This is a genomic window from Nitrosomonas sp. Nm33, from assembly GCF_900107265.1.
Taxonomy (GTDB): domain Bacteria; phylum Pseudomonadota; class Gammaproteobacteria; order Burkholderiales; family Nitrosomonadaceae; genus Nitrosomonas.
The window spans coordinates 16822-41699 of the sequence record NZ_FNPJ01000021.1; the positions used below are offsets into that span (position 1 = coordinate 16822).

General features: G+C 43.6%; 23 protein-coding genes and 2 pseudogenes. 8 read left to right on the forward strand and 17 right to left on the reverse strand.

Annotated features, from left to right (window positions below; all coding sequences use genetic code 11):
- The 6 genes from BLV54_RS06345 to BLV54_RS06370 form a co-directional block, all read right to left on the reverse strand.
- Positions 1-1593: an efflux RND transporter periplasmic adaptor subunit gene (locus BLV54_RS06345; RefSeq protein WP_090569444.1), complete on the reverse strand. Its 1593-nt coding sequence runs from the start codon at positions 1591-1593 to the stop codon at positions 1-3.
- A gap of 11 nt (positions 1594-1604) precedes the next feature.
- A complete protein-coding gene (locus BLV54_RS06350; RefSeq protein WP_256329208.1) occupies positions 1605-2990 on the reverse strand; it encodes a TolC family protein in 1386 nt (461 codons plus the stop codon).
- A 58-nt stretch (positions 2991-3048) separates the two neighbouring features.
- A complete protein-coding gene (locus BLV54_RS06355; RefSeq protein WP_090569382.1) occupies positions 3049-3369 on the reverse strand; it encodes a copper-binding protein in 321 nt (106 codons plus the stop codon).
- A gap of 199 nt (positions 3370-3568) precedes the next feature.
- Positions 3569-4006: a hypothetical protein gene (locus tag BLV54_RS06360; protein ID WP_143032430.1), complete on the reverse strand. Its 438-nt coding sequence runs from the start codon at positions 4004-4006 to the stop codon at positions 3569-3571.
- A 58-nt stretch (positions 4007-4064) separates the two neighbouring features.
- Positions 4065-4418: a hypothetical protein gene (locus BLV54_RS06365; RefSeq protein WP_090569388.1), complete on the reverse strand. Its 354-nt coding sequence runs from the start codon at positions 4416-4418 to the stop codon at positions 4065-4067.
- A gap of 210 nt (positions 4419-4628) precedes the next feature.
- On the reverse strand, positions 4629-5108 hold the full coding sequence (locus BLV54_RS06370) for a PepSY-like domain-containing protein (protein ID WP_090569390.1): 480 nt from the start codon (positions 5106-5108) through the stop codon (positions 4629-4631).
- A gap of 387 nt (positions 5109-5495) precedes the next feature.
- Between BLV54_RS06370 and BLV54_RS06375 the strand changes: the two genes are divergently transcribed.
- A complete protein-coding gene (locus tag BLV54_RS06375; protein WP_256329210.1) occupies positions 5496-6656 on the forward strand; it encodes an NnrS family protein in 1161 nt (386 codons plus the stop codon).
- 297 nt (positions 6657-6953) lie between these two features.
- Here BLV54_RS06375 and BLV54_RS06380 read toward each other — a convergent pair whose 3' ends face one another.
- From BLV54_RS06380 to BLV54_RS06390, 3 genes are all read right to left on the reverse strand, one after another.
- Positions 6954-7343: a RidA family protein gene (locus tag BLV54_RS06380; RefSeq protein WP_256329213.1), complete on the reverse strand. Its 390-nt coding sequence runs from the start codon at positions 7341-7343 to the stop codon at positions 6954-6956.
- A 150-nt stretch (positions 7344-7493) separates the two neighbouring features.
- On the reverse strand, positions 7494-7673 hold the full coding sequence (locus BLV54_RS06385; RefSeq protein ID WP_090569396.1) for a hypothetical protein: 180 nt from the start codon (positions 7671-7673) through the stop codon (positions 7494-7496).
- A gap of 245 nt (positions 7674-7918) precedes the next feature.
- The gene (locus BLV54_RS06390; protein ID WP_090569399.1) at positions 7919-9106 is read right to left on the reverse strand and encodes an EAL domain-containing protein; all 1188 of its coding nucleotides are present in this window, start codon (positions 9104-9106) and stop codon (positions 7919-7921) included.
- A 345-nt stretch (positions 9107-9451) separates the two neighbouring features.
- Between BLV54_RS06390 and BLV54_RS06395 the strand changes: the two genes are divergently transcribed.
- Positions 9452-10312 (forward strand): alpha/beta hydrolase, encoded by an 861-nt coding sequence (locus BLV54_RS06395; protein ID WP_090569402.1) that lies wholly within the window; start codon positions 9452-9454, stop codon positions 10310-10312.
- A gap of 124 nt (positions 10313-10436) precedes the next feature.
- Here the strand turns inward: BLV54_RS06395 and BLV54_RS06400 are convergent, their stop codons facing one another.
- Positions 10437-11672, reverse strand: coding sequence for a TraB/GumN family protein (locus tag BLV54_RS06400; protein ID WP_090569405.1), 1236 nt, complete (start codon positions 11670-11672; stop codon positions 10437-10439).
- A 470-nt stretch (positions 11673-12142) separates the two neighbouring features.
- Between BLV54_RS06400 and BLV54_RS06405 the strand changes: the two genes are divergently transcribed.
- Positions 12143-12778, forward strand: coding sequence for a DedA family protein (locus BLV54_RS06405; protein ID WP_090569408.1), 636 nt, complete (start codon positions 12143-12145; stop codon positions 12776-12778).
- 131 nt (positions 12779-12909) lie between these two features.
- Here the strand turns inward: BLV54_RS06405 and BLV54_RS06410 are convergent, their stop codons facing one another.
- The gene (locus tag BLV54_RS06410; RefSeq protein WP_090569411.1) at positions 12910-15555 is read right to left on the reverse strand and encodes an MMPL family transporter; all 2646 of its coding nucleotides are present in this window, start codon (positions 15553-15555) and stop codon (positions 12910-12912) included.
- Positions 15556-16001: 446 nt separating this feature from the next.
- On the opposite strand from BLV54_RS06410, the gene BLV54_RS06415 reads away from it, so the two are divergent.
- Positions 16002-16982 (forward strand): sulfite exporter TauE/SafE family protein, encoded by a 981-nt coding sequence (locus BLV54_RS06415; protein WP_090569414.1) that lies wholly within the window; start codon positions 16002-16004, stop codon positions 16980-16982.
- Between the two features lie 60 nt (positions 16983-17042).
- On the opposite strand, the gene BLV54_RS15475 is transcribed toward BLV54_RS06415, so the two are convergent.
- A complete protein-coding gene (locus BLV54_RS15475) occupies positions 17043-17339 on the reverse strand; it encodes a hypothetical protein (protein WP_143032432.1) in 297 nt (98 codons plus the stop codon).
- Positions 17340-17365: 26 nt separating this feature from the next.
- Here BLV54_RS15475 and BLV54_RS06425 point away from each other — a divergent pair, with 26 nt between their 5' ends.
- Entirely contained in the window at positions 17366-17839 is a 474-nt protein-coding gene (locus tag BLV54_RS06425; protein ID WP_090569420.1) for a universal stress protein, read from the forward strand.
- A gap of 178 nt (positions 17840-18017) precedes the next feature.
- Here the strand turns inward: BLV54_RS06425 and BLV54_RS06430 are convergent, their stop codons facing one another.
- A complete protein-coding gene (locus BLV54_RS06430; protein WP_090569424.1) occupies positions 18018-18818 on the reverse strand; it encodes an outer membrane protein assembly factor BamD in 801 nt (266 codons plus the stop codon).
- A gap of 63 nt (positions 18819-18881) precedes the next feature.
- Here BLV54_RS06430 and rluD point away from each other — a divergent pair, with 63 nt between their 5' ends.
- Positions 18882-19853, forward strand: a complete 972-nt coding sequence (gene rluD, locus BLV54_RS06435) for a 23S rRNA pseudouridine(1911/1915/1917) synthase RluD (protein WP_090569427.1) — start codon at positions 18882-18884, stop codon at positions 19851-19853.
- 133 nt (positions 19854-19986) lie between these two features.
- Here rluD and BLV54_RS06440 read toward each other — a convergent pair whose 3' ends face one another.
- The 3 genes and pseudogenes from BLV54_RS06440 to BLV54_RS17225 form a co-directional block, all read right to left on the reverse strand.
- Positions 19987-21366, reverse strand: coding sequence for a porin (locus tag BLV54_RS06440; protein WP_090569431.1), 1380 nt, complete (start codon positions 21364-21366; stop codon positions 19987-19989).
- A gap of 948 nt (positions 21367-22314) precedes the next feature.
- Positions 22315-22533, reverse strand: coding sequence for a DUF4113 domain-containing protein (locus tag BLV54_RS06445; protein WP_339389408.1), 219 nt, complete (start codon positions 22531-22533; stop codon positions 22315-22317).
- Positions 22516-22638, reverse strand: a pseudogene (locus BLV54_RS17225) (hypothetical protein); the annotation flags it as partial. The pseudogene BLV54_RS17225 and the gene BLV54_RS06445, both read right to left, overlap by 18 nt.
- Positions 22639-22747: 109 nt before the next feature.
- On the opposite strand from BLV54_RS17225, the pseudogene BLV54_RS06450 reads away from it, so the two are divergent.
- A pseudogene (locus BLV54_RS06450) lies at positions 22748-23995 on the forward strand (IS256 family transposase).
- Here the strand turns inward: BLV54_RS06450 and BLV54_RS06455 are convergent.
- On the reverse strand, positions 23966-24289 hold the full coding sequence (locus BLV54_RS06455; RefSeq protein WP_090569437.1) for a DinB/UmuC family translesion DNA polymerase: 324 nt from the start codon (positions 24287-24289) through the stop codon (positions 23966-23968). The pseudogene BLV54_RS06450 and the gene BLV54_RS06455 overlap by 30 nt on opposite strands.
- A gap of 69 nt (positions 24290-24358) precedes the next feature.
- Between BLV54_RS06455 and BLV54_RS06460 the strand changes: the two genes are divergently transcribed.
- Positions 24359-24878: transposase (locus BLV54_RS06460; protein ID WP_143032434.1), on the forward strand; the 520-nt coding region annotated here is incomplete at its 3' end.

A 24878-nucleotide genomic window follows, 5' to 3' on the forward strand; every position in this document is an offset into this window, starting at 1 on the left:
TCAGTGTTCTCCGCGTTCGTTGACGACGGGGCTGGTGTTTACTGGATGGATACGGACGAGCAGGTATTCCCCTGCTGATTCCTCGGTGATTTCGAATGTGACTCTCTGGCCTGGCTTTAACGAGCGAAGTAATGCCGGATCAGCAATGCGGAAATCCATAATCATCGAAGGCCAATTGAGACTGGCGATCGGTCCATGCGCAAGTGTGATGGTTGTATGCGCAAAATCAATTGCCTTAATATTGCCCTCACCACGATGAGTTTTTGGCGGTGCGCTTTCAATGAACGTGCCAGGTTCGGCGTGTGATTTTTCGCTTTTCGCTAAGGAATGGTCTCCGGGACCAAAGCCACTTATGGCTGCCTTGAGGTTACTTTCTGCATCGATCAGAAAATTTGCCTTGACCACCACGGCTTCCCCTGCTTCAAGCCCTCCTAATACCTCAGCATAACCATCGGCCTGCATACCGAGTTTTACCGTGCGCGGTTCATAACGGCCTGCACCAAGATCAACCAGTACCAACTGTCGTATGCCAGTATCGAGTACTGCTGAGTCAGGGACAGTAAGTACTTTTTCCTTACTATGAAAAGTAGCAAACTCCGCGCGTGCGTACATATCTGGTTTAAGCAGTCCATCAACATTGGGCAGCTCAATGCGCACGAGAGCAGTACGTGTTTCTGGTGTCACTTCGGGATAGATAAAAGCCACCTTACCACTGAATACCTTATCCGGGTAGGCATCGACTCTGATGGTAGTCATCTGACCTGGACGAATCATACGGAGATCTTGTTCAAACACATCAGCCAATACCCATACGCTTGATAAGTCGACAATCTTATAAAGCTCCTCTCCAGGCTCAAAGCGTTTGCCTTCAATGGATGGTTTTTCCAGCACGACGCCATTTGCTTGGGAGCGTAGCGTAAGATATTGCCTGATTTCGCCTTCACGCTGCAGGCGCTGCAATTCAATCTCCGATATGTCTAAGTTGCGCAATCGCTGCAATGCACTCTCGATCAGCCTTTGCACTCCAGCTCGCGCATCTGGGCTGCCCTCGGCAACCATACGCATGCCTTTCATTGCAATAAAATATTCGTGTTGTGCCGTAATCAGAAGAGGACTATAAACATCCATCAATGCATCGCCTTTTTTGACTGCTTGGCCAGTGGTATTGACGTAGAGTCGATGAATCCATCCCTCGAATTTGGTCACTAACGTGTACAATTTACGCTCATCTGGCTGTATTGTGGCCACAGCCCTGACGGTATGAATCATCTCTCGTAACATGGCAGTTTCAGTCCGAACTCCCAGTTTTTGTATTTTTTCAGTGCTAATCTTCACCGCCGCACTATCCACTGGAGGTTCTTCACCTTCATAAACGGGAATATAGTCCATCCCCATCGGATCCTTCTTAGGCACTGGCGAGGTATCCGGTAGTCCCATCGGATTGCGGTAATAAAGAATCTTACCCTTCGCAGTGGTAACCTCGGGTGACTCGGCCACAGGCTTAACAGACTGGATATTTCCCCACCAATATCCTGCAACGAGTGAAAGTGTGATCAAAACAGCAATAAGAATTACTTTAGCAAGTGCTCTCATAGCGAACTCCATTAATGGTGATCTGCTAATTCATCAGGGGTTTTGCCAGTAAGCAGATCGATTTCTGCGAGCGCCTTGTTGTAGTTGGCTATCGCTGTCACCAGGCTGATTTCGTAATTAAATACCGTCATCTGGCTATCAAGCAGCGTGAGAAAATCGACCTGATTAACTCGGTAGGCAGCCAGCGCTGATTCAACCGTGAGTCTGGCCTGTGGCAGAATGGTAGTTTGATACAGCTGCACCGATTTGAAATTCTGCTCAGCCGTTGCCACCTGTTGCCGCAGTTTTGCCGCAATCTCGTTAATTTGCGCCTGATGCAGATCCAATGCTTGATAGTGCAGCGCTTGCGATTCCGCAATACGTGGTTCGATTTTACTGGTGCGCCATACCGGAAGGTTAATCGCCACAGTCAGGCTGACCATGTCAGGGCGCGATGTGTTATCTAACATCCTATCCCGCTGGCCATACGCAAGGCGCACATCAAAATCCGGATAATATGCTTTTTGCGCGAGTTCCACTGCTTTTTTATTGCGCGCGGCAAGGCTCTGCAGTGCTAATAATTGCGGCCGCTGCGTCATTGCTCTCTCCCGCAATGATTCCAGCTTCAAGGAGGCTTGATGAATGTGTAGCGACTCGGGTATCAGCTCTCCAGCATAAGCACTACGACCAAGCGCGCGAATAAGCTCTGCTTCAATCACGGGCCGTTCGCGTGCCAGCTTGAGCAACTCATCCTGCATTCTGGATACCTGTGTCTGCGCCTTGAATGCATCGGCCTGAGTACCCATTCCCACCCGGTAATGATCCACAGCCAAGTGAGTAAGATCTTCCAGAATCAACTTGTTTTTCTCGACCAGCTTGGTCATTTCCAGAGTAAGCCCCAGGTCGAAATAAGCAACTTTGAGATCACGTACTACTCGATTTACTGTTTCTTGATAGCCGTAATCAATCGCTTCTGCGTCCTTGCTGGCAACTTCCTTGCGTAAACCACGTTTCCCCGGAAAGGGGAAACGCTGGGATAGGCCAATCATTTTCATGGTCATATCCTCGCGATTGAATGGCGAAGATGCCAAGGGCGCATTAATCACTCCCGCTTCCAGCACAGGATCATCCAGTGCCTCTGCCGGTAATATTCTCCGCTGAGCTGCTTCGCGTTCCCGCTGCGCAGCCTGTATTTCCGGATTGTTCTGTAAGACCTCGGTGATGAGGGTGGCCAGTGGCGTAACCTGCTTGCCATCGACTGTGGGCTTATCTTGCTGAAATATCGCTGGATGAGCATGGTTTGAAGCATCTGCCCGCACATTGAGCGGAATCACCATCCCTAAAACCCATACTGCGATAATTCCATTCCTGAGTATGGAAAAAACATTTCTAGCGCTGTCCGGCGATGAGGCAATCATTTTGCTCTCCCTCACGTATCAATGTATCACTGATATACGACCTCCCTGATAGCCACACCTATTTACTCCGCTGGATATGCGTAACTATATAGTCCCCATTCGACTGAATGAATGTAAAAGTCACACTGTCACCCACTTTGATTTCTTGCATGGGAGCACGCTCCTTGACCTTAAAATTCATCACCATAGCTGGCCATTTAAGTGATGCAATCGGCCCATGGGCAAGTTTTACGATGTTCTTATCCAAATCAATCGCTTTTACCGTTGCTGTTCCCTCATGAGACACGGCGGCAGCACCGGCAAGCTGCATGGTGATCAACCCAGCCAATACGGATAAAACACAAACATTGACAAAAACAACCATTACGTTTCGTTTCATGATTCTCACTCCTGAATAAATAAATCTTGGTATACAAATCGCTCTAGTAATCCAAGCAGGCAAATACATCCTGGCACACTGGCAGGATGTATTGCGCTTTCCTTCTAATGAGGAAAGCGAAACAAGTTTGGAAAACGATTAAAAATACTCGTTGAATCGAATGGAATTCACTCACGCTGAGGGGCGTGCAGAAATCCAGTCAATCAATACTGAAAGGAGGAGTGGGAATGAAAAGACGCAGGAAGAGTAGATATAAAGGCGGCCCGAGGCCGGGCACAAATGCGGTATAAGAAGTATGGGGCGAAAAGCTAAGGAATAAGCCCATCACAAACATTATCACCGGTAACCCGACGATAATGTCAAGCAACGCGATCTCACCTGTAAGCTTGGGTTTACTTATCGAATATTCACAATTAGCCAGACAGACTCGCTCACTAGGTGAAGCAGGCTCAGCACAAGTCCCCTCCATATGCTCCATGCTCTGCAGTGCTGGCAGATAGGGCATTACCAGACAGCCCTCCAGCATAATCTTTGCTTGCATCATCAAAAGGGAGATGAGCAATACTCCGCTCAACAGTCGTTTCGAATAGCGCAAGGAAAACAGGCGGGAGCAGGTGGAAAGAGTTAAGTGCTTCATGCCGAAAAACAAACTCTTAAAACTGGCAGCCGAATCTTGCTACTTTGTTGATCAAACATTACTTGATCTCTGCAGCCACTTTACGATGAGAATTAGCCATATCCATATTCTCTTTTACAGCTTGCTCATAAAAATTGATCAAGGCATGGCACATCGATTCCATATCTAGACCGCGTCTACCATAAAATTGTCTTTGTGCTTCATATTGTTCAAGCATTTTCTTATGCTCTTGCACTTTTGATTGCATCTCTCTAGCAACAGCTTCATAGTGCCTGGCTAGCGCTTCATGGTCAGCAGCGGTTTTAGCATTCTGGATAGCTTGTGTCATATCCATTGAATGGGGTTTCATTTGGGCACAGGAAATCAATAAAGCAAGAACGATTAAAATCACAGAAATTTTCCATATTCTCATGACATCGCTCCCAAATAAGTTGAAGTATTAAGCTAGCAATTAAGACTTCCTGATACGACTTACCACACTGGAGTTTACTATTAAATTGTCCCTGAAAAAAGGATTTTGCAAAGAATACTTCAGGAGAAATAACGGACTCCTCACCCAAGTTAAAAGAAAGGCAAGTGGATGAGGAATACTGTCTTGTATTAGTATCAGATAAAGATAAACTCAATCCCGCTCTGTTTTCAGAATATTTCCATTGAGATCCAATTCGAGTTCGAGTTCGAGTTCCTTTCCTTCTGTCTTGAGTTCAACTTCATAACCAGTAATCGTCCCATCAGGCTTCATTATCTTCTCAGCCTCCTTGATGGTCGCTTTTGGGTGTGCCTTGGAAATGGCTTGAACTACCGGTTCAGGTAGTGTCTTGACGTCGATGGTTTCTTCCTTCTGCAGCACCACACCTTCTGGGCTATACAGAATTTCGTGTTCTCTGCCGTCTTCTTTGTATTCCACCTCATAAGCATCTTTGCCTTCGAACACTCCCTTCTCGAATTCTACCTTTTTGGTATTTGGGTAAGCCTTTTCAAAGGCTTCGAGAACCGCTTTGGGTACTTGATGCTTGCTTAATTCTTTCTCACCGGCATTTGCCTGGCCGAATGCTGCTAAAAAAGTGGCCAGTGCCGCCACAATCCAAAGTTGCATTTTCATAAAACCTCCTTTGGCCGTAGCCGAATATGCACTCATTAAAACCTATCGATCTCTGTCTTTGCAGGCAGAGATCGAAAAGATCGCAACGAAAAAATTTTCGTTGCGATCTATCTCTACTCTTTAGTTGAATGATTGTCAATATCATTTTCGATGTATGAGAATTACCCAAAATAACGAGTTCGTCTGCATTTATCGCAGCAGTCGGTCATATTCAATCAGCAAAGCTGATTTGCAGCTAATTCCATTTCCAAATCAAACATGACGCGAAGGAGAGCCGCAGACAGTATAAATAATACGGCAGAGAAGCCGACAAAGTCGGGTTTGGTTTTAAAATGGAATAAAATAATAATTTGAATAAAAAAGTACATTACCCAATTGAAAAATATATTGTTACAGTGGTTTCCGGATGAAACTAAAACTCACGCGCATCAATGGTTCTTTCCGGCTGCATGTGTATATGCTGTGCTGATGGTGCCATTGGCCATGCTGGCAAGGCATGGTTACGGACCGGGAGCGCTGGCCGCACCAACCGGCCATGCTTTTGAAATGCTGTTCGGTTTCGCCTTGGCCTTGATCGCGGGTTATCTGCTGGGTCCTATGCCTGCACGACGATTAGCCTTATTCATAGTTACTTGGCTGCTGGCGCGGCTAATGGGATTGATCGATCCTGCCAATTGGCTGACTTTGGTGAGTAATGCTGCCTTTGTCACGCTGCTTGCCTGGCATTTACTTCCCCGTCTGCGGGTTGCGAAGAAATGGCGTAATCGTACGCTGGTACCTTTGCTCGGTCTGATTTGCGCCATTACAATTGCAATCACCTTGATGAACCAGCTTGACTATCGCTGGTTGCATCGCTTTTTGCTGGATGAAAGCGTGCAATTATTCGCCTTACTGATGCTTTTCATGGGAGGACGCATGCTGGCGCCAGCAGTAGCCGGTGAGTTTTATCGCCAAGGGATGGAACTTGAGGCAAGGGTTCAGCCGCACATCGAAGCAGGGTTAATTGTGACAGTTACAGCTGCTTTCGTGCTTGCTCCAATCGCGACTTCGGTATCAGGTGTTTTGCTGATCATGAGTGGAATTTTGGCAGCTATCCGGCTGTTTCGCTGGCAATTATGGCATTGTCTGGCACGGCCTGATCTGATTTGTCTTGGGCTAGGCTACGGCTGGTTGGCATTGGGGCTCATGCTGCTGGGCTGGGTAAAGCTGAGTGGAGGTGACTATTTTAGTACCGCAGTTCACGCAATCACCGTAGGTGCGTTAGGTACACTCGCCGCCAATGTCATGGTGCGCGTGACACTGCTGCATGTGAAGCAATACCCTTCGCGTATACCGCAGATCGTGATAATGACTACCATCATGAGCATCGCTGCACTCACGCGCATGGGCGCTGATTTCAGCGCCCATCGGGAAATATTATTAGCTATCGCCGCAGTAGCCTGGAGTACCAGTTTTTTGTTTGTTTTATTTGTTTTGCTGGATTGCCGGACGAATATACTGCAGCACAAATCTGTGAAGCAGCAGTCATTGGCAAAAGATAAGATCTAACACTTCCTTCGATTTATTACTTATCTGGCCAAAATTAAAAAAACAATAGATTGACAATCTGCTGTTCAAAAGCCTGCGGAAAATATTGCAACCCATCCAGAGTGGAATTGGTTGCAATATAACCCAGCCCGCAATGGGAGTAGCACCTGACCAGTTCGCTGGTACGCTGGTGTTCAGCCATATCGTAGCGTGATTTGTGCAGCTACCTCACGGATCGGGTTCCTCCGAAATATACCGGTGCTCTTGTGCAATTCACGCTGAATATGCAACAAATACAGGTGCCTGGATATGGTTACCTTAGGGGCTCTTGCGTGCGGTTACCTGAATTTCAATTCGCATGCGCGGATCGGATAAGCCAGCTGCAATCATCATGGCCGCCGGGCGAACCTTATCGAGATACTTGCGAAAAACTGGCCAGCACAATTCAAAATCAGCCGCATTGGGTAGTACATAAGTCACCCGTACGATGTCCTGCAAACCGGAGCCGGCCTGTCGTAGGGCTGATTCGATATTCTTGAAGCACTGCTCGGCCTGCTCAAGTAAATCATCCGAAATGGTCATGGTGGAGTAATCAAAGCCTGTCGTTCCTGAAACAAAAATCCAGTCCCCTTCCACAACTGCACGTGAATAGCCAATTTCTTCTTCAAAGATGGAACCTGAGCTAATCAACCGCCTTGTCATACTCATACTATCTCCCCTTAAAATATTGATAAAAATTTCATTCAATAATGATCAACCGGTCTAGCAAATAAAGTCAACTACGTAGATTAAAATGTGAATAGATAATCAATCAACTGCGCTCCACCAAAACCACCCAATGGCAGTAACAGCGCTTGCTCATAATGCGTCAGTACTCTGCTGTTTGATCGGAACAAACTTCACCCGCTCGACATCACTGGGGCGGGCACTTTCCAGATGAATATTCTTGATCAGCACACTTATTGCAAGCAAGATCACCATAATGATCGGTAGCGGATTGATCAAGACACTTTTGTTGCAATCGGGATCTGCGTCCATGTCATTGGTTCATTAGTAACTTCGCACACTCTCAAAGGTAGTGAAAACGAATGTAATGAGTTTCGCTAAAACGAAGTTTCGCCAAAAAATCGTAGCGAACACTCCAAGCGCAAGGCGGACGGAGCGCAGCGACGAGAAAATGAAGTTTCAGCGAAACTGCGTTTTAGCGTAGCTACACATATCAAATAGATAGGCGAGAAGCGAGTACCGCCCAATACAACGATTGGAGTGTGCAGTAGATTTAATCACAGCCTTTCAGTTAAAAATAATTCTTTTGCAGGCTTTGGTAGCCCAAATAAGTTGCCTTGAACTAGGGTTGCGCCACATTGCTTGAGCACCTCAGCCTGATAAGCATTTTCCACGCCTTCCCCTAAAGTTAACCCACCCAGCGCGGTAATCGCTCGAATCGTTTCCGACATCTCCTGTTCGACTCCGTCTTTACGACCAATGCGGCTGATTACAGTAATGCATAATTTAACAATTGCGGGGCGCAATTCCTCGACCGTCGTCATATCAAAAAAACCACAACCCGTATCGTCCAATGAAAGCTTAAGCCCGTTGTTCCTGAAATCTGCCATCACGCTATGCAGCTTTACCGCCGATTCAATTGGCAAATGTTCTGTCAGTTCGAAAACAATGCGTGACAACAAAGGCTTGATATGTGGGCTGGATAAGTATTGCTGAAACTCATCTGACATGAACAAGTCTGGTCCCAGATTGACTGATATCCATAAATGCTTAGGAATATCAGTCAACCAATTGATTGCTTGTTTGAGGCAGGCAAATTCCAGCGCTTGCGTCATACCAAACTGCCTGGCGGCAGTAAATAAGGCATCTGCCGTATAAAAAACTGAATCGGCTGGTCCTCGTGATAATGCTTCATAGCCGACGATTTTTTGATCAGCAAGTGAAAAGATGGGTTGAAAATAGCATTGCAGCTGATCCTGCTCAATCAATCGTTGCAGGATTTCCCTGGTTTGATTGCCATGCAAAAGCAGGCTCGCATCAGCAACAAGCTTAAGCGCATCATCGATGGCTTGGTTAATCGATTTCTCATCAAGCAATTCTGGGGCAGGTAGAATCAATAATCTAAAATTTTGCCGACTGCCAGTTGCTTGCCCGAAATTGGTGATCAGCAATTCATGCATCTTTGCTGTACCTACTTCCTGTAATAGCGGGATTTGCTCCGCCATGTCAAAAGACATTAAGGAAGCTTTAGGACTAAATACTCTGTACCAGCGTCCGAAATAAGATGAAGCGATCGAGCCGTAACATTGATATTTTTGTAACAGAACTTCGGATAAAAGTTGAATATCATATGTCATATCCACATAAGCAAACTTGACGATTGCCTCGCCAAAAATCTCACGAAAGCGCTCCGGTTGTGTCAGTTGAACAGCCAAAATAAAACGCTGATTGCCAGGTACTGTCATAAGCTCTCACCTCTTATTCTATTTCTAAATCAAACCCGACTTTATCGGTTTCTCTTTGCCTTATTATTTATACTGTTTACGGCTGACCTTCATGTCATATTTAATTTAGAAATAGAATGAGTTCAGGATAAAGCCTAAATATCAACAATTATTGCTTAATGTTATGCCATCCTTATCATACACGCACTTCTTCTGTATGCTGATTTTTCATCCCGGTCAGCCAAGAAAATTTGCCGCTCTTATTCGCACTATAGAATATGTTACCTGAGCATGGTATAAAAACATGAGTTTTGACCAGATATTCACCTCATAATTTCCAACAAGTTATTCATCAAACTCTAAACAATGTATCGCTTGATTCTGATTCAAATCGCTTCAATTCTGGTCGCTGCTGTTATCGGCATTGTTATCATGGGCGAGATTTTAACCAGCCCTGCATCCACCGCTGTTGGTGTCTTGATACCCGATTTTCCGGTGGAATCAGTACAGATTCCAGCTGGCCAGAACCACAAAGTCCATGGCTGGCTGGCACGGGGCATCAGGGATCACGGTGCAGTACTGCTTGTCCACTCCATCCGCAGCAATCGCCTGGAAATGCTTGGCAGAGCCAGATTTTTAAATGCGCAAGGATACAGCGTATTATTGATTGATCTGCAAGCTCATGGGGAAACACCGGGCGAACGAATTACTTTTGGTGTGCGTGAGTCGAAAGATGTCAAAGCTGCTGTTGACTATCTGCGGGACAATTTTCCTGGTGAACGCATTGCCGCCATCGGTGTCACCCTGGGCGCAGCCGCGATCACGCTAGCAAATCCCCCTCTAAAACTCAATGCCGTTGTGCTGGAATCTCTTCATCCGACATTTGAAGAAGCCGTTGAGAATCGACTAAAACTTCATCTCGGTGAATTCGGCATATGGCTTAAGCCTTTCTTATTATCCTACTTATCCTTGCTTTTGGATCTCTCAACTGATCAACTCAATCCCATTGATCGGATAAGTAATCTGAATACCCCTATCCTCTTGATTTCAGGTACGCACGACAGACATACGACACAATCCGAGACTGAGCGTTTATTTGATGCCGCTCTTCAGCCCAAAGAACTGTGGATCGTTCCCGGTGCAGGTCACTATAATATGCATACTTACAACAGCAGAAACTATGAGGAGCGCGTTTCCTCGTTTCTGTCCAAGTATCTACGGCAATAAAATATTTTCATCCTTTCTTTATTAATCAGAATCATACTAAGACAATAAGAGCAGTCATTCTCGATTATTCAAACCCTTATTTCACTATTTGACTACTTATTCAAAGGTTTTTTCTTAATAGGTATCAGCTACCAGTGATTAGTTCAAGTATTTTGAAACCTGCTATATATGTGCCAATAGCGGATCCGAATGAAGAAAGCAGAAATATCAGTAAAATACGTGTTACTTGATTGTGCCACCAGCCTTTTAGGCTAGTTGTATCACTTCTAAGACGACTAAAATCACCCACTGTGGGTTTACGTAAATAAGCCTCTGCTAAAGCTGTAAACATTCCGACCCCTGTTGTAGGATCAAGGGAGGTAATTGGTGCAGCTAGAAAAGCAGTTAAAATTGTGAGTGGATGGGCGAGTGCAATGGCAGCACCTAAAGCGGCCAGACCACCATTGATGAGTATCCAATCGATTATCATAGCCATACCAACCTCAGGGCTACGCATGAATCCTATTGTAAAGCCAGTCAGTACCAAGGTTACAATCACCCATGGTATAAATTTAAGCCAGTTTGTGGATTCTGGAATGGTGTCAAGCTGCTGAATAGTTATATCCGGATCGTTAATCCTACCGTCCATCATGATTTGCTCAATCCCTTTCAAGTGTCCAGCGCCTACCACTGCAAGGGTGTGTTGATAATTGTTTTCCCTGCATTCTTTCAAGAGGCGTGCCGACATATATTCATCCCGTTCACTAATCAAGGGTTTAAATAGGTGCTTTTCGTTTTCTGCAAACTGTGAAAAAGCGCTTTCCAACACATCGCCTTCTTTCAATCGCTCGATTTCTTCAGCACTCACTGCTTCCCGAGTGATAATGCTGGCCAGCAAACCACTATATAACTCCATACGTCTCCACCAGGGTACACTGTGATAGATGCGCTTAAGAGTGGTTCCAATCTCTCTATCAATCAGTAAAATCGGTAGTTTGGCTTCCATAGCGTCTTTAATAGCAGTTCGCATTTCTGCGCCAGGTTCGATATCTAATCGTTCAGCCATCCGCTGCTGAAAAGCTCCCAGCGCTAGACTGGCAGCAACCATACTTGCTTGATCTTTTCGAATAACTTGGAAGAGATCCATTTTGCTTAACAGATCCGGATCAACGATAGCCTTATGACGGCTTGGGCATAATTCGACAGCAACCGCATCAAATTCACCCATGGCAATCAATTCTTTCACTTTGTCTGCGCTAGCTTGGGAAATATGTGCGGTACCGAGGATCGTAATTTTGTGACCGTCTACCTCAACAGTTTTGATTGGTTCTGTCTCGGTTTCGTTTTTTATTTTTACCGAGAGTGTTATCTGTTCTTGCATAATTCAGACATGAGTGGATTAGTTTTATCGATTAAGGCTTAAGGTAAGGTTATTTTAACTAGTGGAAATATTGCCAATTCAATTTTGATATCTAAAGATATAAGCCTTTATGTATTCAGAATGATCAGTAATAAATAGGCAGTATAGTCGAATATAATAAATAGAGAGCAGCCGATATTAAGTGAAAAAAGAATTTTATGATTCTTTTCATTTGATGTTGCCGCATACAAAAAGAATTAAGGTTGTGAAACTTCAACACTTTTTATTCGTGAAGATCTGCATGAAAATATCATGCCGATCATCAGAATTCAAATTTACGACATTGCTACCAATTACAAATCCTAAACTTTTGGTGGTAATTTATCGCTTAAGCTAAATATTTTTTTTGACTGCTTATCAATGTGTTTGATAGCATGCTGGATTTTCCAGTCCATCCTTCTTAAAAAAGAAAATTATTTTTTCCTGCGCTCATGTTTCTTATTGACTTTATTCTCCATATTGACAAGTATCTGCATGCACTCGCATCAGAATATGGGCTATGGATCTATGGAATTCTCTTCTTGATTATATTTTGTGAGACCGGACTTGTTGTGTTTCCTCTCTTGCCGGGTGATTCCCTATTATTCGCAGCGGGTTCTCTCGCATCGTTACAAAATTCACAACTCAATCCGCATCTTTTACTTGTTGGATTGTGCATCGCAGGTATTCTGGGGGATACTGTGAATTACTGGATAGGTAAAAAAATCGGATCAAAAGTTTTTGCCTCGCAAGAATCTCGCTTCTTTAAACGAGAGTATTTAGACAAGACTCACGCTTTCTACCTCAAACACGGAAGTAAAACAATTATCATCGCACGCTTCATTCCCATTATTCGCACATTCGCTCCATTCGTGGCTGGTATTGGAACTATGCCCTATCGTACTTTCATTGTGTATAACATAATTGGCGCTGTACTGTGGGTAGGGTTATTTATTTATGCCGGATATTATTTTGGACAACTCCCATTTGTTCAGAAGAACTTCAAGTTTATTATTTTCGCAATTATCATTCTATCGATAACGCCACCCATAATTGAATATCTCAAACACCGCCATAAAAAACAATAAAGTAGATTGAAATAAATTAGGATTCTGTTTTCTGAATTATCAAGAACCGATTTTCAATCTCACATAGCTCAGAAGATCAAGTTGGTTGATTTACATAATCATTTAGCTGAAAAATTTAACGTAACCGGGATTCATGACTTTGCATACTGAGCAGGAATCCGCAGCAATGTAGGTAAGATGATGAGAGTACAAAGCAAAGTAAAGGTTAGCCCAACGGTAAGTAATGCACCCATGCTGGCGGTACCTTTGTGCGATGAGAACATGAGACTTGCAAAATCGACCAAAGCAGTTAAAGCACTATAAAAAATAGCGCGCGCGGTACTGGTGTGAATCAGAATTTCACTTTCCTGCTTCTTATCCAAGCTCCGGTGCACCATATGCAGACTACTATCGATACCAAGGCCAAGTAATAGCGGTAAGGCAATAATGTTGGCAAAGTTAAACGGTATATTCAACAAGACAGTGAAGACACCAGTAAATATGCTAGACAGCAAAAGAGGAATCAGCACTAGTAAAGTATATTTTATGCTGCGCAATAATATCAAAAGCGCTACTGTGACCCCTACCAGCGCCAGGGAAAAAGCCTGAACAAATGCTTCTACTACTGCTTCGCCTGCCTCAAGACTTACCACCGGCATTCCGGTAGCATTCGGTGCTATTTGCTGTACTGATCTTACGAAGCGAGTTAATGTTTCATTATCGCCGATATCTTCTGATGGATAAACAGCGATTCGATATTCTCCTGTATGGCTTAGCCAGCGTCTAGTGAGTGATTCGGGTAGCTCTTGCTCACTAAAGGGTGTAGCTTCAATCGAAGTGCGTAATCGCTGAATCGAAACAGGCAATGTGGAAAGCAGATCTTCTTCTATTGAATGCAGTAATTTTTCCTTATCACTGAGATCCATCATGTCTAGCCGGATAAACAGCTCTGCAAGAGATGCCTTGAGAGTAGGCGCAGAGTCAGATAAGGAGGATCCGGGGTGTTCCTTAATATAGCGGTCTAACGCCGCATTTAACTTATTCAATGCTTCCAACTGCTGTACTACCATTTGCTTATCTGTCGAAGGCTCTGGCAATGATAATATGAGTGGGCCTATTATAAGCGCCATTTCCTCAATGGCTGAGAGTTTCTCTTCCTGCTCCGTTGGTACAAAATCAAGAAATGTAACTATCTTGCCTACTTCAGGAAGCTCAGCCAAGCGTTCTTTTAATTGTCGCGCTTCTTCACGATCCTTGGTCAACACGACTGCGTGCCAAGGTGAATGTTCAGGCAATGCTAGTAACTTCCGAAAAGTCTGCACCGCTTTTCCTTCCGGGTCTTGCATGTTAAGCAGATTGTAGTCAAACCTTATCTGGGGCAATAGTGCTATAGCAATAAGTAACAACACTAAAGTAGCGGCATACGTCAATTTGCGCCACTTCAACGAGAACTCAAGTACTTTGCCCAGAGACCCTTTTATGCCCGCTTCAGGGGTAGGTCGTTTTGACAAATATCGTAACAGAGCGGGACCTATGATAAAGGTAACCAATAAGCTGATCAGCATACCTGTGCCAGAGATTATCCCCAACTCTGCCACCCCACTGTAACTGGTCGGGATAAATGCATAGAAACCAATAGCGTTGGCAATAGTACATGCAGCCAGCGCACTCCCGGCTTCGCCGCCCGCCTTATACATGGCTTCTGTTGAGATCAGACCATTCTCTAACATTTCGCGATATCGTAGCAAAAAATGAATAGCGAAATCTGCGCCAAGACCTATGTATAGCACTGCAAAAGCGATAGAGATAACATTCAGTTGACCAATGGCAACGGTAGCAAAGGCTGCAGTGAGCAACAGTCCTAGCGTTAAGCAAAGCACTACGGCAAGTGCCATACCAATCGTGCGCATTGCGAAATAGAGTACTATTCCCACCAGCACAAATGTGATTATTCCAGCATATTCCATGCCACTGAGCGAACTCTTGAGTTCATCATCAGCTAACGCCATATCGCCAGTAACACGAAGCTGAATTGGACCATCTTCTGTTAAGCCAATATCTATCGCCGCAGCATGAACTGCAGATATAGCCTGTTCACTTGGAAAAAGTTGTGAATAATCTGGTCTTGGTTTTACTAAAATCATCTCTTGGTAGCTATTTTTCTGCGGTTCACCGCGAAAAAGTGTCTGCCATGATAGCTGCTGTGGCTTACCTGCAAGCCGCGCATCCAGAGTATTGCTCATACTTTTTAACACCGGCTCCAGCTCCAAGTTACGCCCTTTTCTTAATTCTTCTATTGCGCCGGTAAGCACTGAGGTAAAAGTATAGAGTGATGGATTATCAGCAATGCGCGCAATTAATGGTTGTGCCTCTGCCAAGCGATCAGTAATGCGTTCGAGTTCTGAAATACTCTCGTAAAGTAAGCCATTGCGCTCAAAAAAAACATCAACATTTGGAGCATAAACATCAATAAAATTCCTGGTGTCTTTTTTTAAGTGCGCTGCAAGCTGATTAGCAGCAGAATAAGCCTGCTCCGGTGTAGGAGCATCCAGCACGAGCAGCAGAATATCCATCTCCTGAGGGAATGTTTTATTGTAGTGGATACTATTAACACGAAACGGCAGATCCTTAGAGAGCATATCTGTAGTATCGGTATTCATACCAAGATTGCGCGAGATGTATACAGTGCTGGCTACAGCTATCAGGAATGCTGCAAACAGAACCCAAGGAGCATAGTGGTAGGAGAAGCTGGCGCATCGGGCAAAGGCTCTGTAGGTATAACTGTGTGAAGCTTCCATTATTTAAATTTTCCTTCTGGCAACAATCTGAGAAAATCAGCTTTAATCTGCCAGTGTGCCAGTGTTAATTCCATAATTGATAGGATTTAAGCAGGCTGTTGACAGTCTAGTGTATAAAAAAGCTGAGAGTATTTCATAATAGGTGGCGTTATTCAAACCCTTAAGAGGCTCAACTGTAATAAGTTAAGTAAGTACAGTCGACTAATTCGATACCATTTAGCTAGATAAGTAGCTTTCCAATGGCGTGTTCAATAAAACCATCAAATGCACCTGGCGCTCCGGTAAGGCTAATTGAGTGCGTTTATAGATGTTCAGTCATAGTATTTATTGGAATACTCTAATTAGCGTTAGAAATTTTTCATATAAGCTTATTACTTAATATTATTTCTCATTTTTCGCGAGCAAGACTATAGTGCCAAACATTTTAAGATTATTAAGTTAAGCTTATGAAAATCCGCAATCTGGACCTGACACTCAATCCGGTAAATGAAGAACACCAACAATTGGGGCTACCACCTGTTGAAGACACTGTATCTCACTTAGAGGCACACCCTTTTTTACGCGCTTCCGTCTGGTTTGCTGTCATTATTTTAGTTTCGCTTATTTTATTTCTGATTGGTCGCTTCTTCCTTGCACAGAATTGGGATGATAGTTGGCAGATCATTAACGGTACGCTGGATAGCAGAATTTTCTGGATCGCTGTTGCTGTTGGTTTTCTCGCACAAGTGGTCGATGGTGCATTGGGTATGGCCTATGGCATTACAGCAACTACTTTTTTATTGGCATCAGGCGCAAGTCCTGCTGCAGCTAGCGCTAGTGTCCATATTGCCGAGATTTTCACAACCGGTGTTTCAGGTATTGCTCATGCCAAATTTGGCAACGTGAACAAACAACTATTCACGCGCTTACTGGCACCAGGCATACTGGGTGGTATATTAGGTGCAGTATTAGTTACACATATAGATAGTACATTATTTAAACCTTTCATTTCAGCTTACCTGCTTCTGCTAGGAGTTTACATCCTGAGTAAAGCCTTTCGTCAGTTAAGTATTCGAAAAGAAGCCCCAAAACATGTAGGTAAGCTGGCACTTTTTGGTAGTTTCATGGATGCTGCAGGTGGCGGAGGTTGGGGGCCTATTGTAACAACAACCTTGGTAGGCACGGGTAATGATCCACGCACAACAATTGGTTCAGTCAATTTTGCAGAATTTTTCTTGACACTAACTAGTGCAGCCGTTTTTGCATTACTGATGGAGACTAACACTTGGCCACTTATTATAGGCCTAGTATTCGGAGGTTTATTTGCAGCGCCCTTTGCAGCAATCTTATGCAAGAAATTTCATGCACGCACATTACTCATACTGGTAGGAATTCTGATTACTATTATTAGTTGCTACAATCTTTATAAAGCCTTTATTTCTCTATAAAAGGAAGCCTTCGGCAAGAGCAACACATAATAGAGTAGACTCATCACAACAAAAGCTGTGTCATGAATTATTTGTTACGGCTCTTGTTACTGGGATTTTAGCGTTACACTGACAATTCTCAAGCAGATTACGGCCTGCAATTTTTGCAGAATAATGAAAATCATCGCTGTCTTTCTTGAATTGCATTCTCGAATCCAGCTTAATCGGCAAAAAATCTTGGCTATCTCGGTTTTTGCCCATATAGACACCGCTACTATAACATTCATACTTACAATAGTAGACACTATGAGGAACACGTTTCCTCGTTTTTGTCCAAGTATCCATGGCAGTAAAATAATTGTTTTTACCAGTCAGCATTATCCTACCAAACTAAAGGAGTAATTATGGCCGATTATCAGCATATTCTGTTAGCAGTCGATTTCTCCGATCAGGATACGTATGTTGCCCGCAAAGCTGAACGTTTAGCGACCTTCTTCAACGCAAAATTGAGCATTATTCACGTACTGGATAATATTCCAATGCCAGATACCGCCTATGGCACAGTGATTCCACTTTATTCGGATTCATCCTACGAACTGCTTGAAATAGAAAAAAACAAATTAATCCAGACGACCAATAGATTAACTATTGATCCCGCCAATCGATGGTTAATCTGGGGTAAACCAGAAGTAGAAATTATTCGAATCGCGAATGAAGAGGGTGTTGATTTGATTGTAGTAGGTTCACATGGACGGCACGGCCTTGCATTACTTCTAGGATCTACTGCCAGTGGTGTGCTGCACCATGCGCAATGTGATGTTCTGGCTGTTCGCTTACAGGATGAGTGGGCTGGCTCGGTAATGTTTGCATCTGCCTAGCAGACTGTTGAAAAACTATCTACGTTGCCGCTGCGGTGTTAAAAACAGGTTTAAAATGCTCATTTATCAGGTATAAACTCCGCTTTTTTTGCCTGTTTTTGCTTATCATCGACTGGCCTCAAATACGTTTTTCAACAACTTGCTAGAAGCATCCTCTCTTCCAGGTAGATTCATATGATTACCATATTTTCCACCAAGCCTCTTTTCCTAGCGAACTAGAATCCGAAAAGAATTCGCTTTCAGGAAAATTTTTTCTCATGACACGTTCTGCGTCATCTCGTAAATCGTTCATTCCCATTTCATCATAGGCCTTGGCCATGATGTACAGAGCTTCTTCTGTAGCAGGTGTTTGTGGATATTCTTCCAGAACATATTGCGCGCGCCTGGCTGCAGCAACATACGCTTTACGTTTCATATAATAGCGCGCAACATATATTTCACTTTTAGCAACTACGTTAACCAAATGTGCCATACGCTTAAGCGCATCAGGGGTGTACTTGCTCTTCGGAAAGCGGATAACCAGTTCTTTGAAATTTTCAAACGATTCACGTGATGCCTTCGAATCACGCTCACTCATATCCTGATTAATAATTCTGGATGAGATATAACCGATGATTCCCAAGTCATCATGAAAATTAGCTAACCCCTTGATATAATATGCATAGTCAACATTGGGGTGATGGGGGTAAAGCTGAATGAAACGATCTGCTGCCGCAATTGCTGAAGCTTGCTGTTGATCTTTATAATAGGCATACGCAATCTCAAGTTGCGCTTGTTGCGCATACCGTCCATAAGGATAGCGCGCCTCCAGCGCTTCGAATAATTTGACCGCTTTCTCATAATTACCATTATTTAGTTCATTCTTAGCTTCAGAGTAAAATTTATTAGGTGACCAGTGGCTATTGTCCGCTGACTTTTCCTTCAATAAACCACATGCTGACAACCCAAAAACCAAAACTAAAATTAAACGATACCACATGAAATTTCCTGTAAAAACTAACAAAGCTATTCAAGATTATAACGTAAAGCCACCTTTATTCGCATGACTGACCAAACTGAATCGATTATTGAATTAGTTGTGCCCCAAAGTTATATCGGGCTTCGACTAGACCTCGTGTTAGCACAATTACTACCCCACTGGTCACGCAGCCGTTTGCAGTCATGGATACTTGAGAAACGTGTGAACGTAGATGGCAAGATTGCTACCCCCAAACAAAAAATTTGGGGAAACGAAAAAATTAGTATTAGACCTCATATTGTTGGGGCCAACGAGACGCATGCTGCAGAAGCAATTTCGCTTGAGATCATTTATGAAGATAATCACTTACTTGTGATCAATAAACCAGCAGGAATGGTCGTCCATCCTGGCAATGGGAATTGGCAGGGAACACTATTAAATGCACTCCTTCATCATTCCAAGCAGCTTAACAATATACCAAGAGCGGGTATTGTCCATCGGCTAGACAAAGATACCACTGGTTTGCTCGTTGTTGCAAAAACAATAGAAGCACAAACCAGCCTGGTGCGGCAACTACAAGAGCATAGCGTCAAGCGGGATTATTTAGCAATTGCATTAGGTGAGGTCAAACAGAACGGTTATATCGACGCTCCCATAGGTCGACATCCTGTTCAACGCACCAAAATGGCTGTGACTATCCATGGCAAGCCAGCACGTACTTACTATCAAATATTAGAATCATTCGACGGTTGTACTTTGCTTCGTTGCAGCCTGGAAACTGGGCGGACTCATCAGATCCGCGTACACATGCACAATATGGGCCATCCGCTCGTGGGCGATCCGGTCTACACTGGCAAAACCAGGAAACTACCTCCAGAGATAGCACGATTGATCATGCGATTCCCGAGACAAGCTTTGCATGCACAACAGCTAGCCTTCGTTCATCCGCTGCATGGTGAAACAATGATATGGAATTCTGAACTACCGGAAGATATGAGTGTACTGCTGCAGGGGCTACGGCAATATGGTACGTTGCCAAGTCTGGCATCATTTTAATCTCTTAATAGAGAATCTATTAAGCTAGAGTATGCAAAAACTAAGAGACAATATAAGAAATGCACCCGCAGGTACATTTCTTGAATATATTTAAATAGTTTAACAATTCACTATCTCCTAGAAAATTGTTGTTTTAAAAAGGCAGTATTGCATCGAGTGACATCAGAACTTGATCGTTATTACCGCCAAATGGCCTAAAGGATGATCCATGAAGCGGATCTGCTATATCGTAGCGAAAGTTCGGTCGAATATTCAGCTGCCGCAGGCTATCAGTAAAATTAAACATTTTTCCTGGTTTCCAATTCAAACCCAGTGTTACAGCATAATAGTCTGAAGGAGAACTGGTAGCAAGTTGGGTTGAGCCACCTAAGGCAAAGCTCTCTCCTAAGTGGTTAGTTGCAAGGGAGACCCGAGCTGGCGAAAATACACGGAACCCATCCCTATCGCGAAACCATTCCCCCCGCACACCCACCGACAAATCTGATGTCACATCATAATAAAGGTGCATATTGATTCCATACCACTCGGCATTCTTGGTTACATTAGTAAAATGGAGATTATTAAGCAATACGTTATCAGCAAAACCATGATCATGTTGCAAAACAAAATGGGTTTTTGAAGTAATCATATGTTTCAGAACGATACTGAACATCCCCCAGAAGCTACTGTTCCGGGTGGAAGTTGTACTACCTGTGCCACTGATATCGAGAGAGGTATCACCATCATCGCTCATCCAGCTTAATCCACCTATCCCACCCCAGTTAGCCAATTGTTTATCAAAATTACCGTCCCAGCCACCTGTCGCGCTCCCTGTAATTGCTCCCGCCTTTACGGACCAATTATCGGTAATAGCATATTCACCCAATAAGCCAGTATGGGTAAAAGGTTCACCAAATTGCATAGTGTAAGCATGGGTATAGAAGAAATTATTAGGTGCCGGAACCGATTCATAACCAATCGGTGTGTAAAAGTGCCCAATCTTTATATTCACGCCTCTGCTGTCAGTAATGGGGGCGTACACCTCAGCAAAAGCTTGTGGAAAAGCAATACCATAGGTACGACTGGAGTTACAGCAAATATCAAGATCCCAATTGCCTCTGTCCTCGAGAGGTCTACCATTATTTACATCAAATGCCGGATTTCCAAAGGCTTGTGCAAAAATAGCATCGGTACCGAACATGAAGTCGGCTCGGAAGCCTATATCCCATGAACTTCCCTCTGTTACTACAGGCCGTTCCATGAACAAATTAAGTTGGTTGAGTTGAAATCGGTTGGCCTGATCTGCAAAAGTAACCGGACCATTAAATCCATCAGTCTGAAACGTATTATAGGTTGCACCACCATGAATCCAGCCACCAACTTTAAGCCCGTATTGATCAAGATTAAGTCCGTATTTATCAAGAAAATTCATGGTGGTGTTTGCATGAACGGCAGCAGAGCTCATGCCAAATAATAACAATCCCACGATTACAGCAAAGACCCCCTGCTTTCTGCATTTAGAATTAATTCTCATTCTCCCCCCTCTTTCCTCGGACTTATAAATTAAAAATATAAAAATGAAAAGTTAATACCCTTATTTAATACAAGGATTTGACTTTACACATAACATAAGACTGGGTCAATGTAAAACCTCTCTAGCATTAAGTAAAGTGATTTGAACTATCGACACCAGAAATCAGCCACAAGGGATGGTGCAATAGTTAACATGATGAGGGCAAAATTGGAACTTTAATACTTATGCAGATTGGGAAGCTTTGGGATAATTTGGGATAAATTAGCAAGCAAAGGAGAAACGTAGAGAAAGGAAATTGTTCAAGGATGCTATTTTAGAACGCGGAACCATTTGATTCTTAAGAAAGAAAGTTGGTGTAATGCTTTCTTTCTAAAAAATTATCACTATATGATAGATTTTCTACTTTATATAATGAATAGTTAGATTTTATTAATTTAAAATAAAAAAATGCCGCACATTATCCTTCATGATATAAAACGTGCGGCGATTATTACTGATAATAACCTATCGCTTATTTATATTAAGCAATCCCTTCAAGAATATTTAATAATGAAAGAATAGATAGAATAATATAATATGCTGTTGGTAATTTCATAAATTTTCTCCTTTATAATTTTATTACATTTGAGAAACCATACTGGTAATATGGTTCTCTTAAGGATGTATAGTAGCGATAACATATTCAAAGAATAAGCATAATAAAATGAGTCACATTGGCGCTTATTAGGATACAATCAACTCATATATGAAAATTTAATTTACTTATACTCTCAATTTTTTTGATTAATAAATAGAAATATTGGCTTTATATAGCAGAGTATTGGCTTTATTTTTTCAGAGAGTTTATAAATAAGCCGATAAATACTCAGTCCCCAGAATGTGAGATGACGGTCAAATATTCTGACTTTCCACCTTGGTTACTGCTAGCTCGACCTGAGCTAGCATACTTCATCTTGCAATCACTAATTCTTCCCATTTTGTCGTATAAGCAGGACTTCTATTTTCCTGTTTCATTTTCCATGGCTGCCGGAGTCTTTCCGAAGCAAGTTTCACTGACTGTCTACCCATAGCACGATTGATCATGTCAAGTGTAGCCACTAATTGATTAGATTTATCATCTAAATTACCTGAAGAAAAAAGCTTTCCTTGGCAGCGCTCTGCTGGCACCAGTTCCAACAGCGTCACACCTGCTTTTTGGTAGGAATACCCCGGCCTGTAAATACGCTTCAATCCCCACAAAGCAGCTCTGACGAGCGCTATGGTATTATCAGTTGGTGAAGGGAGTTATGATCATTTCTGGTGTATGACAGGAGAAGGAAGCGGTGTAACCTGTTGGTAAAGATCTTGGCAGATCAACCACCACTAGAAGGGACACACCGCTATGATAGATAGTAATCATTTTAACCTGAACAAACCAGATCAAAATGATCTGCTACAGGAAGTTCTCCGCGAAGGCGCCCGCAAAATGTTGGCTGCAGCCATTGAAGCGGAAGTAGCTGCCTTTATTGAGCAATATAGCACTTTAAAAACTGATGAGGGAAAACCGGCAGTAGTCAGAAATGGTTATCTGCCAGAACGTCCGATTCAGACGGGGCTGGGAGCTATCGAGGTCAAAGTACCAAAGATTCGGGATCGCTCTGAATCTGGCATCAAGTTTAACAGCAGCCTGGTGCCACCCTACTTGAAGCGCACCAGGAATATTGAAGAATTTTTACCCTGGCTTTATTTGAGAGGCATTTCAACGGGGGATTTTTCAGAGACACTGAAGCATCTGTTGGGGCCTGGGGCACCTGGATTATCGGCGGCTACGATTAGCCGTTTAAAGCAAGGCTGGGAGCTGGATTATTATAATTGGAGTCGACGCAACCTGAGTAACAAACGCTATGTCTATGTCTGGGTTGATGGTGTTTACAGCAATGCGCGCATGGACGATCGCTTATGCCTGCTGGTGATGATTGGTTCTGACGAAACAGGACGTAAAGAGTTATTGGCATTATCTGATGGCTATCGTGAATCGGCGGCAAGCCGGGAGGAAGTGTTAATCGATTTGAAGCAACGGGGTCTTAAGAATGCACCTGAATTGGCTGTGGGTGATGGTGCGCCGGGATTCTGGAAAGTGGTAACCAAACTCTAGCCAGAAACAGACCAGCAACGCTGCTGGGTACATAAAACTGCTAATGTATTGGAAAAACTACCCAAAGCCATGCAACCCAAGGTCAAAAAAGCCTTGCATGATATTTGGCAAGCCAGTACCCGGGAAGAAGCTTATCAGGCATTTGATCATTGTATTGAACGATTCAGCCCGAAATATCCAAAAGCAATGGAGTGCCTGGCTAAAGACAAAGCTTCCATGCTGGCTTTCTATGATTATCCTGCCGAAAACTGGCAGCATATTAGAACAACCAATCCAGTTGAATCCGTCTTTGCTACTGTCAGATTGAGAACAGACAAAACCAGGAATTGTGGTAGCAGGACAACCACGTTGGCCATGGCGTTCAAACTCATGGAAACAGCACAGAAAAAATGGTTTCGATTACGAGGTTATAAGCTGTTAGCTGATGTCATCACCGGCGTCAAATTTGTTAACGGTATTAAACAATCAGGAGATCAAAAACAGGCAGCCGCTTAACTCTCTATACACCAGATTTGACTGTAGCTCTGGTGAAGGTAACGGAGTAGTCAGACTGTTGCTGTAATATGCTTTTTTCTTGTTGAACGGGCTGGTTCGAATATATACATATACCAAACTCGCATACGAGTGCTGCTGGCGCAATTTTTCCGCTGCTCGACTTATATATAGCGTGACAGCTTCTTGCAAGCTTTCCAGATCCATTACCAGCCTACCAAATGATCGGGATGACATGATCTGTTTCTTAGTTAGTCGCCCCTGAAATACTATAGAAGCTAGCATAAATATTGGCATTGAGGGATACTGAAAAGGTATGGAATTTGCCAGAATTAATACTATTGACCCCTAATTTCTGGTGAATTGATGAAGCCAAAGAAGCAAGAACCCACCCCCTGTGATGATCTTTTTCGCATGAGACTGGAGCAGATGTTGGACCAGCGCCACGAGCTGTATCGCCTGGCAGGGAAGATTGACTGGTCTGTAGTAGAAGAGCGATTTGACCGACTGTATTCAGATGAAGGCCGCCCAGCTATTCCGATCCGCTTGATGGTAGGGCTGCACTACCTGAAGCACACTTTCAACGAATCGGATGAAACGGTGGTGGAACGCTGGGTGGAGAACCCCTATTGGCAATACTTCTGTGGAGAAGAATACTTTCGCCACGAATTGCCAATCGATCCCAGCCAGATGACGAGATTTCGTGACCGCATAGGCGAAGCAGGCTGTGAATTCATGTTAAGTCTAACGGTGGTAGCAGGAATTGCCACGCAGACCGTATCAAAGACATCGCTCACAGCAGTAAACGTGGATAGCACGGTGCAGGAAAAAGCGATCAATTACCCGACAGATGCCCGGCTGTATCATAAGGCTGGAAGTGCACTGG